Genomic DNA, 16,078 nt, shown 5'->3' with positions numbered 1-16,078 from the left:
TCAGCCCGGCAGGCCCCAGCGTGGCGCGGGCTCGTTCGCCGCGACCGGGCGGATGGTCAGGTCCGGGCGATCGCCCCGGGCCGTGATCAGCGCGGTGTCGCCCTTGCCGAGGTGGATGCGCACCGTTGCGTCGGCCGACTCCTCGTGGCGCAGCGGGCGTCCGTGCCGGTCCCGGATCTCGATCGGGCCCTCGATGCCATGGCGTACGACGCAGGGCGCGCCCGCCTCGCTGGTCAGCCGTATCCAGCGGGTCCGGCCCTCTTCACGTACCGCACTGAGCAGGAACGCGCCCTGGGTACGGAAGTCATGGACGGTCATCTCCCGCCAGGCGGCGGGCAGGGCCGGGAAGACCCTGATCGTGCCGCCCCATGACTGGCAGACCATGTCGTGCAGCGACTGGGCCGCCGAGAGCGGGGTCTCGATGACCGGGCCGGACTCCTTGTACATGGTGTTCGCCTGGATGAAGCGGCTCATCAGCTGGCCGAGATACTTCAGCGCGTCCTCGCCCTTGCCGAGCAGTGCGGACATCGACGCGGCCCCGGTGAACGTGTAGCCCTGCAGGGCGCCCTCGAAGCCCACCCAGTGGGCGAGGGACTTCTCGATCAGCGTGCGTTCGTCGGGCGTCGCACCCGTCAGCTCGTACAGCGGGTACACCGCGAGCATGTGCGAGTAGTGGCGGTGCGACTGGGCGAACGGAACCCCTGCGCCGATCATGAACCCGTTGGCGTCGACAGGGTAGGGCGCGAGCCTGGCCAGCACCTCCTGCCAGCGGGCGGTCAACGGGTCGCGGACGCCCAGTTGCTCCGCCGAGTCGAGCAGGGTGCGGCAGCCCCAGCGCAGCAGCATCAGGTCGTAGTTGCAGTCGGGGGCGTTGACCCCGTACTCGGGGGAGAACGTGGCCGGGAGATGCAGTCTGCCGTCAGGTCCCGGCGTCAGGAAGTGCAGGTAGTAGTTGACGGCCTTGCGCAGCAGCGGGAAGAGCGTGTCGCGCAGGATCGACTCGTCCATGGTGTGGCGGTAGGAGAGCCACACGTTGTGCAGCGCCCAGGTCAGATTGCCGACCTCGGGGGTGGGCGGGTCCTGGCCGGGGATGCCGACGCCGTAGCCGCCGTCGGTGACCGACGCGCCGTTGACCAGGTGGGGGTCGGTGGTCCGGGGGATGCCGGCCGAGTCGGCCCGATAGGGGGCGGCGACCTCACGGGAGAGCTGGTCCCGGAACTCGCCGAGGGCGCGGGTGACGGCGTCCAGTTCCAGGTGGTTGGAGCCGTGGATCAGCCAGTACTCCAGCTGGACGTTGAGGTTCCACCAGGTGTTCGGCCAGGGCGTGGGCTCCAGCCAGGGGCCGGAGGTCGCCATCACGGGCGCGTCCTTGCGGGCCGCCGAAGCCGTCTTGTACAGCTGGATCCAGTAGAAGCGCTGCAGCCGGGCATCGGGCAGGGACAGGAAGCTCTTCCGGTAGAACCGGTCCCACCAGGTGCGATGGGGTGCGGCCAGTCGACCGTACGGGAGTGCCGAGGCGGTCTTGACGGTACGCAGCGCGCGGTCACGGGCCGTCGTCCTCGGGTGGGAGTGCGTGACGGTGGCGTAGAGGGTACGGCTCGTGCCCCGGGTGCGTTCCCGCCACGCGGTGACGTGCTGACCGCCCGCGAGCAGCGGCTGGACGGCCGCGGTGATCGCGCCGTGCTGCTCGGTCGCCGCGGGCGGGTTGCCGGTGTAACCGTCCGGGAGGGGCTTGAAGGCGGCGCGCGGGCTGATCGCGTCGGCCGGGTGGAACACCCAGCGGAAGTCCTGCTCGCCCGTGCTCGGGTACACCTCCACGGCGAGCAGATCGCTGGTGGAGTGGACGAAGGCCCGGAGCTTCAGGGTGCCCGCGGTCGTGGTGATCGTGCCTTCGAGTTCGGCGGTGCGCAGCCGCATCCACCACTCGATGTCCGTGATGGTGCCGACCGGTTCCAGCGTGAAGTGGCCGATCGGGAGGCGGGCGAGGCCGAAGAGGGAGCCGAACTCGGGGCGGTGGTCCTGGACCTCGGAGTGCTGGACGTTGAAGCGGATGGCCGTGGTGGTGGCACCGGGCTCGGCGTAGATGCCGGAGCCGAGACGGCCGTTGCCCAGGTACGGGCCCTCGTACCAGGTCTTCGGCAGCTTCTGCCAGAGCAGGTCGGCATCGTCCAGGACCGTGCGCCAGGCGTCGTCGGGGGAGTGCACGGTGACAGGGGCCGGGGCGGTGACGGTCGGCGCGGCCTGGGCGGGGACGGCCGCACCGCCCACCACGAGCGCGCCGCCGATCGCGGTGCCGGTGGCGAGAACACTTCTTCGGGAAGGGGCGAGGGCTTCGTTCCGGGACGGGCGGGAAGGGTCCGGTGCTGTGGGCAAGGCGTCTCCTGGCGACTCGTACGCAGGCACATCAATTCATCCGAGCTATTCCTTCAGGGAAGGTAGGCATGGGGCATCCATGCGTCAATAGAACAGGAGAGATCCGATGTGTTTCCCTCTATCTGGACAGTGTCCACCTGGATGTCCCTGAGGACGGAGCGGGTCAGCCCCAGACCACCGCGCCCAGCCACGCCCCCGTCACCAGCAGGCACGCGAAGAGCTCGACGAGCACGGACCAGCCGGTCGCCCGCATCACCGAGCGGACCGACGCCCATCCCGCCCCGTGACTGCCGAGCCGCATCCGCTCCGCCCCGTAGATCACACCCACGTATCCGGCGATCCCGCCCACCACCGGCACCACGAAGAAGCCCACGATCCCGCCGATCCCGCCGAGCACCAGCGTCCTGCGCGGTGCCCCCGACTCATGGGGGCGGCGCGGCGGCAGCAAGGGCTTCAGCGCCTGGTTCAGCAGCAGCAGGGCGGTGGCGCCGATCAGCACGCCCCAGGCCACCGGAGTCACATCGGTCAGTGCCCACCACAGCACGGCGGCCCAGACGATCGCCTGCCCCGGCACCCCCGGCACCAGCACGCCGACCAGGCCGAGGAACATGACCAGGCCGACGGCGAGGAGTTGCCACACACCCATCTCACCAGCCTGCCGGAGTCGGGCCGGTCCTGCCCGTCAGCGTGCGCTCCGGGCAGGAGGCATCGGCGCGGCTCCGTGCCGGTGCGAGGGGGCGCCGCGCCGGGGCATCCGGCGCGGTGCCGCTCAGGCGCGTGGCGTCCGGGACACCCAGCCCCTTTCGTAAGCGTGCCAGCCCAGTTGCAGCCGTGTCGACACCCCGGTCAGTTCCATCAGACCCTTCACCCGCCGCTGTACGGTCCGCAGTCCGAGTTCCAGCTGCTTCGCCACGCTCGCGTCCGTCAGTCCGGCCAGCAGCAGCGACAGGATCTCCAGGTCCGTCGGATCCGGCCCGTTGGACTCCTCCTCCAGCCGTCCGCTCTCGCCGAGCCTGAGCGGCATGGCCTCGCGCCACACCGCCTCGAAGAGCCCCATCAGCGACTCCAGCAACCCGGAGGCGTGCACCACCAGCGCTGCGGGCTCGGCGCCCCGCCCGGTCAGCGGCACCATCGCCAGGGCGGTGTCGGCGATCACCAGTTTGGTCGGGACCCGGTCGACGACCCGGCACTGCTCGTCGCGGCTCAGCGCGGCGGACAACTCCAGGATCCCGGACGGCAGCGAGAGGACCTCGCGCTCGACCACCACCCGGAACGACACCCCGCGCGTGGCGGCCTGCTCCTCGGACTCGTTCTCCATCCCGCTCACCGCGATCGGCTTCCCGGTGACCAGGGCGCAGACCTCGCTCGTCGCACCCAACTGCAACTGGTGGAAGCGGTGCGCCACCGCGCTCGCGCCCGTGACCACCTCGACCAGATCGTGCACCGCCGAATCGGTGGCCTCGGCCCGGTACTCCTCGGCGAGCAGTGCCGCCGCCAGCTCCGCCTGCTCCAGCTCGTGACGCTGCTGGGTGAGCAGAGCTCCCAGCGCGACCCCCGGCGGAGCCGCCACCCAACGGCCCGTGCGGGACGAGGACTGGGCGGCCAGCCCGTGCTGTTCCAGCCGGCGCAACGCCCGTTCGGTGTCCGATTCGGGAAGGGCCAGCCGGTGCGCGAGATCGGAGACCTCCGCGGCTCCCACCGCCACGAGCGCGCGGTACGCCGACTCCTGCATCTCGTCGAGACCTATGGCTCCCAACATTCCGAACTCCTCCCGGACGCGTTGATTCCGCACCGTGTCGACGTCGTCGGGTGCCCGGACGTGGCGGAAAGCGGCCACGGCGTAAACCCGCCGTGTACATCATCCCTTTACCGCCCGTCGCTCTGCCAATGTGGCGCCACCGCAGTACCAACAACCTCCGGAAGATTGCGGTTTGCGCAACTTGGTTCCGGATTCACTTGGGGAGAGCGATGCGTCCGATATCGCGTACGGCACTGGGAGCGGCCACCGCCGCCGTCCTGGCCGTCACCGCGATCGCACCGTCCGCGGCAGCGCCGCAGGACGACACGACCGCGAAGAGACCACTGACCGGCAGTGCGGCCGCCGCCGCCAAGGAGGGCGAGCCGGTCACCGTCACCCTCGTCACCGGCGACAAGATCCTGGTGCGCGGGGACGGTTCGGGGACCGCGGCGGTCACCGCGCTGCCGCGCGAGGACGGCACCGTCCCCCTCGTACAGACCCGGCAGAGCGGCAAGGACCTCTACGTCTACCCCGACACGGCCGTCGACGCGCTGGCCGCGGGCACGGTCGACGAGGAACTCTTCAACGTCACCGGACTGATCCGGCAGGGCTACGACGACGCGAGCACGAAGTCGCTGCCGCTGATCGCCGTCTACGGCAAGGACCTGGCGCGCTCCGCGCCCGCCACCCCGCGCGGCGCCAAGCGCGGACTCGCGCTCGACGCCATCGACGGCGTCGCGCTCAAGGCGGACAAGGCGAAGGCCGCCGACTTCTGGTCGGACGTCACCAACACCCGTTCCCGCTCCGCCTCCGGGCTGAAGAAGCTCTGGCTCGACCGCAAGGTCCAGGCCACCCTCGACCGGTCCACCAAGCAGATCGGCGCCGACCTCGCCTGGGCCGCCGGATACGACGGCAAGGGCACCAAGGTCGCCGTCCTCGACACCGGTGTCGACGCCGAACACCCCGACCTCAAGGGCCGGATCGCCGCCTCGGAGAACTTCACCGACTCCGACACCACCGACGACCGCCAGGGCCACGGCACCCACACCATCTCCACCGTGGGCGGCTCCGGCGCGGCCAGCGACGGCAGGAAGAAGGGCGTCGCCCCCGGCGCCGACCTGCTCGCGGGCAAGGTCCTCAACGACAGCGGCTCCGGCGCCGAGTCCTGGATCATCGCGGGCATGCAGTGGGCCGTCGACCAGAAGGCCGACGTCGTCTCCATGAGTCTCGGCAGCCAGACGCCGACCGACTGCACCGACCCGATGAGCGTCGCCGCCGAAGAACTCGCCCGGAGCAAGAACACCTTGTTCGTGATCGCGGCCGGAAACTCCGGCCCGACGCTGAACACCGTCTCCTCGCCCGGCTGCGCCCCCAGCGTGCTGACGGTCGGCGCCGTCGACCGCGACGACACCACGGCCCAGTTCTCCAGCCGCGGACCCGCGATCGGAGCGCACACCCTCAAGCCCGAGATCGCCGCCCCCGGCGTCGCCATCTCGGCCGCCGCGGCGGGCGGTCGCGGGGTCTACGCCTACCGGACGATGTCCGGTACGTCGATGGCCACCCCGCATGTCGCGGGTGCCGCCGCCATCGTGAAGCAGCGTCACCCCGACTGGACGGCCCAGCAGATCAAGGCGGCCCTCGTGTCGTCCGCGAAGAGCGACATCCCGGGCGACGTGCGTGAGACCGGTGGCGGCCGCCTCGACGTGAAGGCCGCCATCGACACCACCGTCGTCGGCGCCCCCGCCGTCCAGGGCGGTACGTTCGACTGGCCGCAGGACAAGAGCGACCGCACGACGGTCGACGTCCCGTACACCAACTCCGGCTCCAAGCCGGTGAAACTGTCGCTGAAGGTCCAGGGCGTCACCGGCAACGACGGCTCGGCCGTCCGCTCCTCGGTCGCGAAACTCGACGCGAGCACCGTCACCGTCCCGGCCGGAGCCACCGTCGCGGTCCCGCTGCAGATCGACCCGACCGCGAAGCTGAAGGCCGCGCAGTACGGTGATGTCACCGGGCGAGTGCTGGCCACGGGCGCCGACGGCGTCAAGGTCTCCACCCCGTTCTCGCTGTACGTCGGCGCCGAGACGGTCACCCTGCGCGTCAAGCTGATCGACCGCACCGGCAAGCCCGCCGCAGGCTCCTCCTCGCTGGACATCATCGGCACCGACACCGCCAGCGGTGAGCGCCGCTTCAACGACGGCGCCACCGATCAGGTCTATCAGGTGCGCCCCGGCGCGTACTTCGTCTCCAGCTTCATCATCTCGCCGGACACCGAGGACGCCACCGGCAGGATGGCCGAGTCCGTGGGCTACCTCGCCAGGCCGCAGCTGGACGTCACCAAGGACACCACCCTGGTGCTGGACGCCCGCAAGGCCCATCGCCTGCAGGTGAGGACGGAGGACCGCGCGTCCGAGAACCGCTCCACGACGCTCTCCTTCGGCCGCAGCTGGGACGGCGTCTGGCTGCACTCCGGCTCCGTCACCGGCGGACCCGTCGTCAAGAACTACCTGGCCGACGTGCAGGGCAGGGCGAGCGACGGCGACTTCGAGTTCGCCAGCTTCTGGCGCGCGTACGCCCCCCGGGTCGAGAAGTTGTCGGTCGTCGGCGGCACCGAACTGCACCCGGTGGTGGCCGACACCGGCTCCGTCGGTCTCGACGGCACGGGCGAGGCCGCACTCGTCGACGCGGGCACCGGCACCCCCGACGAGCTGAAGGCCGCCGATGTCCAGGGCAAGATCGCCCTGGTCGCGGTCGCCGACGACGGCTCCCTGCTGACCCCGGCACGGAACGCCAAGGCCGCCGGCGCAAAGGCGATCATCGCCCACCGCCCGTCCGCGGGCCCGTGGCAGCCGTCCGTCGGCTACGGCTCCGGGCCGCTGCCCACGCTCGGCATCGAGTCGGGTGAGGCCGACGCACTGAAGGCCGCACTGGCCCGGGGCACGGTGAAACTGAGCTGGAAGGCCACCGCCGCCAGCCCGTTCGTCTACAACCTCGCCTTCCCCGAGAGCGGCCCGGTCACCTCGGACCGCACCTACAAGGTCCGTGACAGCAAGCTCGGCAAGTCCACCGCCCAGTACGAGGCGATGGGCGTCGCGGCCGACTACGTCGACACGATGATCTTCACCCGGCCCTACGGCGGAAGCTACTCCGGCGGCTTCGACACCGTCGCCGTCCCCGGTAAGCGCACCGAGTACTACTCGGCCGGCGACACCGCCTGGCAGCGGTACCTCTCCTCCAGCTTCCCCTGGGGCGAGTACATGGTCGACCAGCCCCGTACGTACACGGCAGGCTCCACGCGTACGGAGAACTGGTACCGGGGCATCCCGGCCCCGACCGCTCCGCGCGACGCCCAGGGCAAGGCCGTGCTCGCCGGCGAACGCCAGGACAACCTGATCGGTGTCGCCCCCGGCTTCTGGAGCGACACCGAGCACGAGGGCCTCCAGGGCTCCTTCGGGGACATCGGCAGCATGCGGCTGACCAGCGGCGGTGAAGTGCTGGGCGAGTCCGGATGGCCGTCCGGGGTGTTCACCGTTCCGGCCGGGGACGCGGCGTACGAACTCACCATGACCACCGCGAAGTTCGGCCAGCCCGCTGCCGTGTGGAAGCGGTCCACCCAGACCGAGACCACCTGGAAGTTCCGCTCGAAGCGGGACGAGAACGTCTACTCCCAGGGCATTCCCATGCTCTTCCCGGGCTATGACCTGGAGACCGACGGGATCAAGACCCTTGCGGCGAAGGACGGTCAGACGATCGGCCTGAGCGCCACCGGGCACGCCGGCTACACGCCCGGCGAGCTGGTCGCGGCCAAGGTCTCGTACTCGTACGACGGCGGCAAGACCTGGACCGAGGCCACCACCGCGCAGCGCAACGGCCACTGGACCGCGACCGTGAACCACGCGGGCGCTGCCGGCAAGCCGGTCACCCTGAAGACCGAACTGACGGACGCCAACGGCAACTCCGTCGTCCAGACCGTGAACGACGCCTACGCCGTGCGTTGATCACGCCCTGAGCGGTCCGCCGGGCGTCCTTCCCGTGGGGGGTGGGGCCGCCCGGCGGACCTTTCGCATGGCCACATTTTCCGGATGTCCCGTTTTCGTACGGGCCGTGCGGTCGACAATAGGGGCATGAGTCAGCAGGGGGAGACACCCGCCGCCCATGAGGACGACTGGTGGCGCAGGCTGTACGACGAGACCGCACGGGACACCGGGGCGAGCGACGCGGGCGACAGCCTCGACGACCGCTTCGACTCGGCGTCGGGCGCGGTGGGTTCGGGCGGGCACGGAAGGATCGGCGCGGCGGTCGAGGAGCCGCAGACGCCCCCGGCCGCACGGACGCGGCCGCGTACGTCCGCCGAGCCGCACGCTCTCGTCGGCCCCCCGGCCCCGACCGCCGCCGACCACGAACCGGCGCCCGCCCCGCGCCCCGTGGTCGGCCATGTGGGTGACCGGCCGCCGACCTATGACGCCGAGCCCACCACACTGCCCGCCACCGTCCCCCAGGAGCTGGACGGGATCACCGCCGACACCGTGCTCGACGGCGCCCGCTACGGGACGTACACCTTGCGCGCCGCCTCCGTGCGCGGGGACTCCGCACGGTTCCGGGGCGACCCCCGCCGCGACGCACTGCTCACCGTGCGCTTCGGCACCGAGAGGAACGCGCTCGTCCTGATCGCCGTCGCCACCGGGGCCCGGGCCACCGGGCGGGCACATCTGGCGGCGGCCGATGCCTGCCGCTGGATCGTCGGTGCTGTGGGCCGTAGTCATTCCAGGCTCTCCGAGGACATAGGGGCGGGCCGCCGCGACGCCCTCAAGTCCGGCCTGCACCGTCTCACCGACCGTGGATACGGGAAACTGCGCGCTCGTGCGGCCGAGCTCGGGCTCGAACCGCGTGAGTACACGGCGGATCTGCGCTGCCTCCTGCTCCCGGCCGATCCCGACTGCCGTACCAGGATCTTCTTCGGTGTCGGCGCCGGTGGGCTCTTCCGGCTGCGCGACGGGGTCTGGCAGGACCTCGAACCGGAGATTCCGGACACCGGTGGTGCCGGAGGCGTCACCACTGAAGACATGGTCGGATTCGGCCCCGCTCCTTCTGCAAGCGGCCCACGGAGCGGTTCCGGGAGCGGCCCAGGGGGTGTCCGCGGCGGTGATCCCGGCAGTGAGGTCCCCACCCTGGATCCCGGGACCACCGCACACCCGTCCTCGTACGCGCAGAGCCCGCTGCCGTCGACAGTGGAACCGTTCCGGTTCCGGGCCTCGGTGGCCCGGCCGGGCGACACGCTGTTGCTGTGCAGCACCGGACTCGCCGAGCCGCTGCGAGGGGAGCCCGCGCTGGCCCGGGAGCTCGCCGAACGCTGGAGCGACGACCTGGCGCCCGGGCTCGTGACCTACCTCGCGGACACCCGGATCAGGGTGAAGGGGTACTCCGACGACCGTACGAGTGTCGGCGTCTGGGAGGCGTAACCGCCCGCGCCATGGGTTGATGGATGCGGAATCCGGAAGCCGAAGCGCGGAAAGGGCACGCACCCATGGCCAAGCAGAACGTGTCGGAGCAGTTCGTCGACATCCTCGTCCGGGCGGGCGTCAAGCGTATGTACGGCGTCGTCGGCGACAGCCTCAACCCGGTCGTCGACGCCATCCGCCGCAACTCGGCCATCGACTGGATCCAGGTCAGGCACGAGGAGACCGCCGCGTTCGCCGCCGGGGCCGAGGCCCAGATCACCGGCTCTCTGGCGGCCTGTGCCGGATCCTGCGGCCCCGGAAATCTGCACCTCATCAACGGCCTCTACGACGCGCACCGCTCCATGGCACCGGTCCTCGCCCTCGCCTCGCATATTCCTTCGAGCGAAATCGGTCTCGGCTACTTCCAGGAGACCCATCCGGAGCTGCTCTTCCAGGAGTGCAGCCACTACAACGAGATGATCTCCAACCCGCAGCAGATGCCCCGGCTGCTCCAGACCGCCATTCAGCACGCGATCGGACGAGGCGGGGTCAGCGTCGTCACCATGCCGGGTGACATCGCATCGCAGCCTGCCCCGGAGAAGTCGATCGAGCACGCCCTGGTCACCTCGCGGCCGACGGTACGGCCCGGGGACGAGGAGATCGAGAAGCTCTGCCGGATGGTCGACGGGGCGAAGCGTGTGACATTGTTCTGCGGCAGCGGCACCGCGGGCGCCCACGCCGAGGTGATGGAGTTCGCCGAGCGGGTGAAGGCTCCGGTCGGGCACGCACTGCGCGGCAAGGAGTGGATCCAGTACGACAACCCGTACGACGTCGGAATGAGCGGACTGCTCGGCTACGGCGCCGCCTACGAGGCGACGAACGAGTGCGATCTCCTCATCCTGCTCGGCACCGACTTCCCCTACAACGCCTTCCTCCCCAACGATGTGAAGATCGTCCAGGTCGATGTGCGCCCCGAGCACCTCGGCCGCCGCTCCAAGCTGGATCTGGCGGTCTGGGGAGATGTCCGCGAGACCCTGCGCTGCCTCACCCCGCGGGTGCAGGCCAAGACCGACCGCAAATTCCTCGACCGGATGCTGAAGAAGCACGCCGACGCGCTGGAGGGCGTCGTCAAGGCGTACACCCGCAAGGTCGAGAAGCACATCCCGATCCATCCGGAGTACGTCGCCTCGGTGCTGGACGACCTGGCCGACGAGGACGCCGTGTTCACCGTCGACACCGGCATGTGCAACGTGTGGGCCGCGCGCTATCTCTCACCCAACGGCAAGCGCCGCGTCATCGGTTCGTTCAGTCATGGCTCGATGGCCAACGCCCTGCCGCAGGCCATCGGTGCCCAGTTCATCGACCGGAACCGGCAGGTGGTGTCGATGTCCGGCGACGGTGGATTCACCATGCTGATGGGGGACTTCCTCACCCTGGTGCAGTACGACCTTCCGGTGAAAGTCGTGCTGTTCAACAACTCCTCCCTGAGCATGGTCGAGTTGGAGATGCTGGTCGCCGGCCTGCCCTCGTTCGGTACGACCAACAAGAACCCTGACTTCGCGGCGATCGCCCGAGCCGCCGGGGCGTACGGCGTGCGGGTGGAGAAGCCCAAGCAGCTCGAAGGCGCCCTCAAGGACGCCTTCAAGCACAAGGGCCCGGCACTCGTCGACGTCGTCACGGATCCCAACGCGCTCTCCATCCCGCCGAAGATCAGTGCGGAGATGGTGACCGGCTTCGCACTCTCCGCCAGCAAGATCGTGCTGGACGGGGGAGTGGGCCGGATGGTCCAGATGGCCCGCTCCAACCTGCGGAACGTGCCCCGCCTCTGATGAACGACCCCGCAGGTCGGGAGGGGATACGAGGGCCGGGATGTCACATGTCACGCAGGGGTCAGCCGCACCGTCAGGATCTGGAACGGCCGCAGCGACAGTACGACACCGTGCTCATCGGTGTCGGCCTCGTGCAGCGGCCGTTCCAGCAGGTCCGTGATCCGGGCCCGAACGACGGGGAACCCGACCCGCATCGTCGTGCCGGCGCGCCCTCCCGCCGACTCGTACAGCCGCACGACGACGTCGCCGCTGCGGTCCTCGGCGAGCTTCACCGACTCCACCGTGACCGCCGGATGCCCGGTGCTGATCAGTGACGGCAGGACCGGCGCCACCGCGGCTCGCAAGGGCAGATTGAAGGCCAGACCCTCCCGCACCGCATCCGTGACCTCGCTGCCCGGGGCCAGTGCGTATCCGAACCGGTGCCTGGCGATGTCGGTCCCCGGGTCGGGACTGTGCGGGGCCCGGAGCAGCGTCAGCCGTACGGTCGTGCCGAGGCCCGCGACGTGCGGGGTCCGGGTCACGTCGTGCCCGTACGTCGAGTCGTTGAGCAGGGCGATGCCGTATCCCGGCTCGGCGACCCGGAGCCAGCGATGGGCGCAGATCTCGAAGCGGGCCGCGTCCCAGCTGGTGTTTTCGTGCGTGGGCCGGTGGATGTGCCCGAACTGGATCTCGGCCGTGGACCGTTCGGCATGCACATCGAGCGGGAACGACGCCTTGAGGACCTTCTCGGACTCCTGCCAGTCCACCTCCGTCTCGATGTCGATCCGACGGCTGCCCGCGGTCAGCCGGATCTCCTGCACGAGGTGCGAGGCCCCGAACGACCGCGTCACGCGGACGGCGGCCCGCAACGGCCCCTCCTCGACGAGCTCGACGGAGTCGGCCTCGGTGAGGTCGGTGTGGGTGCGGCGGTAGTGCCGGTCGATGTCCCACGCGTCCCAGTGACTGGGGTGATCCGGGTGCAGCTGGAGGAGGTTCGCCCGATGGCCGGGGATGAGCACGTCCCGCCCCGCACCGAGATCGCGCACGCCGGCGATCAGTCCGTCGCCGTCGACGACGACACGGAGCAGTCCGTTGTCGAGCACGAAGCCCCGGCCCGCCGGTTCGTGCTCCGGCTCCTCCGCCGCCCCATCGGCTGGACGGTCCAACGGCTCGTCCGCCGGCCCGTTCGTCGGTTGCTGTGCCGTTTCGGTCGTCGGCCCGCTCCCGGGTCCGGATCTCGTGGGATCGTCCGCTCGCTCGGTCGCAGACCCGCCCGTGTACCGGGTCGCCGTGACCGCGTGTTCGGGGACCGCCGAGCCGTCCAGCCGGCCCGCGCCCAGGCCGGGGGCCTGCGCCAGCACCGCTGTGCGTCCATCGCCCAGCGGCTGTGCGCAGGCGCCCGACGGCAGCAACGCACTCGCCTCCGCGTCCAGCTCCATCACCTGGCTGCGCTGATACGGAGAGGTGTTGAGCGCCACCGGGCCCCTTGGCCCACCCAGTGCCCCCACCGCGTCCGCCACCACGTCGGCCAGTTCCCTCCGTACCGCTTCATACGTCTCACGCGCCTCGCGGTGCACCCAGGCGATCGACGAGCCGGGCAGGATGTCATGGAACTGATGGAGCAGCACCGTCTTCCACAGCCGGTCCAGCGTCTCGTACGGGTAGCGGTGGCCGGGTGAACGCAGCGTCGCCGCCGTCGCCCACAACTCGGCCTCACGCAGGAGGTGTTCGCTGCGTCGGTTGCCTTGCTTGGTCTTGGCCTGAGTGGTGTACGTGCCCCGGTGCAGCTCCAGATACAGCTCGCCCGACCAGACCGGTGCGTGAGCCCCGTACTCCGCCTCGGCCGTCGCGAAGAACGCCGACGGGCTCTCGATCCCGACCCGGGGCGAGCCCTCCAGATCCCTGAGCCTGCGCGCCTTCTCCAGCATCTCGCGCGTGGGTCCGCCCCCGCCGTCGCCCCAGCCGAACGGCACGAGGGAGCGGGTCGCGAGGCCCTTCTCCGCGAAATTCCTCTCGGCGTGGGCGAGTTCGCGGCCATGGAGCTGGGCGTTGTAGGTGTCCACGGGCGGAAAGTGGGTGAAGACCCTGGTCCCGTCGATGCCCTCCCACCAGAAGGTGTGATGTGGCATTTCATTGCTCTGGTTCCAGGACAGTTTCTGGGTCAGGAACCACTTCACCCCCGCCAGTCGTGCCAGCTGAGGGAACGCGCCGGTGCAGCCGAACGAGTCCGGCAGCCAGATCTCCTCGGTATCCACCCCCAGCTCCTGCTCGAAGAACCGCTTGCCGTGCACGAGCTGCCGGGCCAGCGCCTCGCCGCCCGGCATGTTCGCGTCGGACTCCACCCACATCGATCCGACGGGCATCCACCGGCCTTCTGCCACGGCCTGCTTGACGCGCTCCCAGATGTGCGGCTGATGCTCCTTCACCCATGCGTACTGCTGGGCCTGCGACGCGGCGAAGACGAGCTCCGGATAGTCCTGGGTCAAGGCGGTGACATTGGCGAAGGTGCGCGATGCCTTGCGCACCGTCTCGCGCAGCGGCCACAGCCAGGCCGAGTCGATGTGCGCATGACCGACGGCCGTGATCCGGTGCGCGCCGGCTGCCGCCGGACGGGACAGTGTCCCGGCCAGTTCCGCCCGGCCGGCCGGCGCCGTGCCCGTCACGTCGTGCAGATCCACTGCGTCAAGCATGCGTTCGAGTGCCCGCAGGATCTCGTGCCGCCTCGAACGGTCCACGGGAAGCTCCCGCATCAGCTCGGTGAGCACCTCGATGTCCAGCACGAGATGCCAGACCTCCTCGTCGAGCACGGCGAGGTCCGCGGAGGTGAACCGGTACAGGGGTCGGTCGCCCGCCGTCGTCACGTCCCCGAGCGGCGTCGGCACGAAGCCGTGCTCCAGCACCGACGGGTTGGCCGCGGCCTCCAGCAGCAGTGAGACCGGTTCCCCGCCCATCGCCGGGGACGCGACCGTCAGATGCCGGTTGCGCGGATGGACACCCTTGAGCGGGACCCCGGCCGCGTCGTACAGCATCCCCTCGGCCTGGAATCCGGGCCCTTGGCCGGAGAAGCCCGGGTCGACGACGACCTCCACACGGCGCCCCGCCCATTCCAGGGGCACGTTTCCCTCCAACCGGAACCAGCTGGTGGACCACGGCTCCCCCCACTCCGTGCCGGTGCTGAACGGTTCGAACGTTCCCGCCAGCGCCTGATCCACCGGCACGGGCTCACCGGGAATGTGCCGCACGGAAAGCGCGAGCGGGGTCCGGTCCGGGTACTGGGCGGGGCGGATGAACTGGTGCAGGGCCCGCTCGAGCCGGTCCTCCACCTGGGCGCGGTCGTCGTGCATCACGGCTCCTCGGGATCGGTGCCTCGGGGTGTCCATGGCTCCACTTCCCCGGAGGCCGAGCCGGCACCCGTGCGAGCGCGCCGACAGGGTGACGGCTGATCAACTGCCCCCGCACACACCCTTGGCGCCCCGCAAACAATGTGACATATTACTGCCGTGCTCATGAGACAGCCCCTGGATGTCGTCATCGTCGGGGCCGGAGTGGTCGGCGCCGCCTGCGCCTACTACGCCTCCCGGTCCGGACTGTCCGTAGCCGTCGTCGACCGCGGGCCGGTCGCCGGAGGCACCACCGGAGCCGGGGAGGGCAACCTCCTGGTCTCCGACAAAGTGCCCGGACCCGAACTCGAACTGGCCCTGCTCTCCGCGGCGTTGTGGGGCCGATTGGCACAGGACCTGCCGCCGCGGATCGAGTACGAACTCAAGGGCGGTCTGGTCGTGGCGGCGTCCGAGGACTCCCTGGCCACTCTGTCGGCGACGGCGGACGGACAACGGGGAGCGGGGGTCGAGGCGTACCACGTCACATCCGACCGGCTCCGCGATGTCGAGCCCCACCTCGCACCGAACCTTGCCGGAGGCTGCCACTATCCACAGGACGCCCAGGTCCAACCCGCTCTGGCCACGGCCGAGTTGCTGCGAGCGGCCGTTCGGGCCGGGGCGCGCCTCTGCCCGGGGCAGGAGGTCGTCGGGATACTCCGGGGCCGGGACGGGGCGGTGCGGGGGGTGCGCACCGCGCACGGCGAACTGATCGCCTCCGTCGTCGTCAACGCGGCGGGCACCTGGGGCGGTGAGCTCGCCGCGCTGGCCGGGGTGGACCTGCCGGTCCTGCCGCGCAGGGGGTTCGTGCTCGTCACCGAGCCGTTGCCCCGGCTGATCCGGCACAAGGTCTATGCGGCGGAGTACGTGGCCGATGTGTCGAGCGGGTCCGCTGCGCTGCAGACCTCGCCCGTGGTGGAGGGGACGCCCTCGGGGCCGGTCCTGATCGGCGCCAGCCGCGAGCGGGTCGGCTTCGACCGGACCTTGTCCGTGCCGGTGGTCGCCCGGCTGGCCGCGCAGGCCGCCGCCCTGTTCCCGGTACTGGCGGACGTTCGGGTCCTGCGCGCCTACCACGGGTTCCGGCCCTATCTGCCCGATCACCTGCCCGCGATCGGCCCGGATTCCAGGGTGCCCGGCCTCTTCCACGCCTGCGGCCACGAAGGAGCCGGGATAGGTCTGGCCCCCGCGACCGGTCGGCTGATCGCCGACGCGATCCACGGTCGTCGGTCCGTGCTCGATCTCGGTCCGTTCGCGCCCGACCGGTTCGACACCGCATGCCATGTCACATGACGGTAAGGACGGCGCGGATGCTCCGGGAGGAGGCGTCGCGTCCTGCGCGAGCACCCG

Annotated in this window: 8 protein-coding genes; 4 read left to right on the top strand and 4 right to left on the bottom strand. The window is 70.5% G+C overall.

Going from position 1 to position 16,078, the window contains the following annotated elements:
* From ACIRP2_RS14095 to ACIRP2_RS14085, 3 genes are all read right to left on the bottom strand, one after another.
* Nucleotides 1-2,373 (bottom strand): glycosyl hydrolase family 95 catalytic domain-containing protein, encoded by a 2,373-nt coding sequence (locus ACIRP2_RS14095; RefSeq protein ID WP_404249873.1) that lies wholly within the window; start codon nt 2,371-2,373, stop codon nt 1-3.
* A 163-nt stretch (nt 2,374-2,536) separates the two neighbouring features.
* Nucleotides 2,537-3,019, bottom strand: coding sequence for a DUF456 domain-containing protein (locus ACIRP2_RS14090; protein WP_404249871.1), 483 nt, complete (start codon nt 3,017-3,019; stop codon nt 2,537-2,539).
* 123 nt (nt 3,020-3,142) lie between these two features.
* Nucleotides 3,143-4,132 carry a helix-turn-helix domain-containing protein gene (locus ACIRP2_RS14085; protein WP_404249869.1) on the bottom strand — a complete coding sequence of 330 codons (990 nt, stop codon included), beginning with the start codon at nt 4,130-4,132 and terminating at the stop codon, nt 3,143-3,145.
* Nucleotides 4,133-4,341: 209 nt separating this feature from the next.
* Here ACIRP2_RS14085 and ACIRP2_RS14080 point away from each other — a divergent pair, with 209 nt between their 5' ends.
* From ACIRP2_RS14080 to ACIRP2_RS14070, 3 genes are all read left to right on the top strand, one after another.
* A complete protein-coding gene (locus ACIRP2_RS14080; RefSeq protein ID WP_404249867.1) occupies nt 4,342-8,106 on the top strand; it encodes a S8 family peptidase in 3,765 nt (1,254 codons plus the stop codon).
* 126 nt (nt 8,107-8,232) lie between these two features.
* Nucleotides 8,233-9,567 carry a protein phosphatase 2C domain-containing protein gene (locus ACIRP2_RS14075; protein WP_404249865.1) on the top strand — a complete coding sequence of 445 codons (1,335 nt, stop codon included), beginning with the start codon at nt 8,233-8,235 and terminating at the stop codon, nt 9,565-9,567.
* Between the two features lie 65 nt (nt 9,568-9,632).
* On the top strand, nt 9,633-11,375 hold the full coding sequence (locus ACIRP2_RS14070; RefSeq protein ID WP_404249863.1) for a pyruvate dehydrogenase: 1,743 nt from the start codon (nt 9,633-9,635) through the stop codon (nt 11,373-11,375).
* Nucleotides 11,376-11,425: 50 nt separating this feature from the next.
* Here ACIRP2_RS14070 and ACIRP2_RS14065 read toward each other — a convergent pair whose 3' ends face one another.
* On the bottom strand, nt 11,426-14,698 hold the full coding sequence (locus tag ACIRP2_RS14065; protein WP_404249861.1) for a glycoside hydrolase family 38 C-terminal domain-containing protein: 3,273 nt from the start codon (nt 14,696-14,698) through the stop codon (nt 11,426-11,428).
* Nucleotides 14,699-14,854: 156 nt separating this feature from the next.
* Here ACIRP2_RS14065 and ACIRP2_RS14060 point away from each other — a divergent pair, with 156 nt between their 5' ends.
* A complete protein-coding gene (locus ACIRP2_RS14060; RefSeq protein ID WP_404249859.1) occupies nt 14,855-16,021 on the top strand; it encodes an NAD(P)/FAD-dependent oxidoreductase in 1,167 nt (388 codons plus the stop codon).
* Nucleotides 16,022-16,078 lie beyond the last annotated feature (57 nt).

This window comes from Streptomyces sp. NPDC101194 (assembly GCF_044767885.1).
Lineage (GTDB): Bacteria > Actinomycetota > Actinomycetes > Streptomycetales > Streptomycetaceae > Streptomyces.
This window is presented reverse-complemented; position numbering and strand designations above follow the sequence as displayed.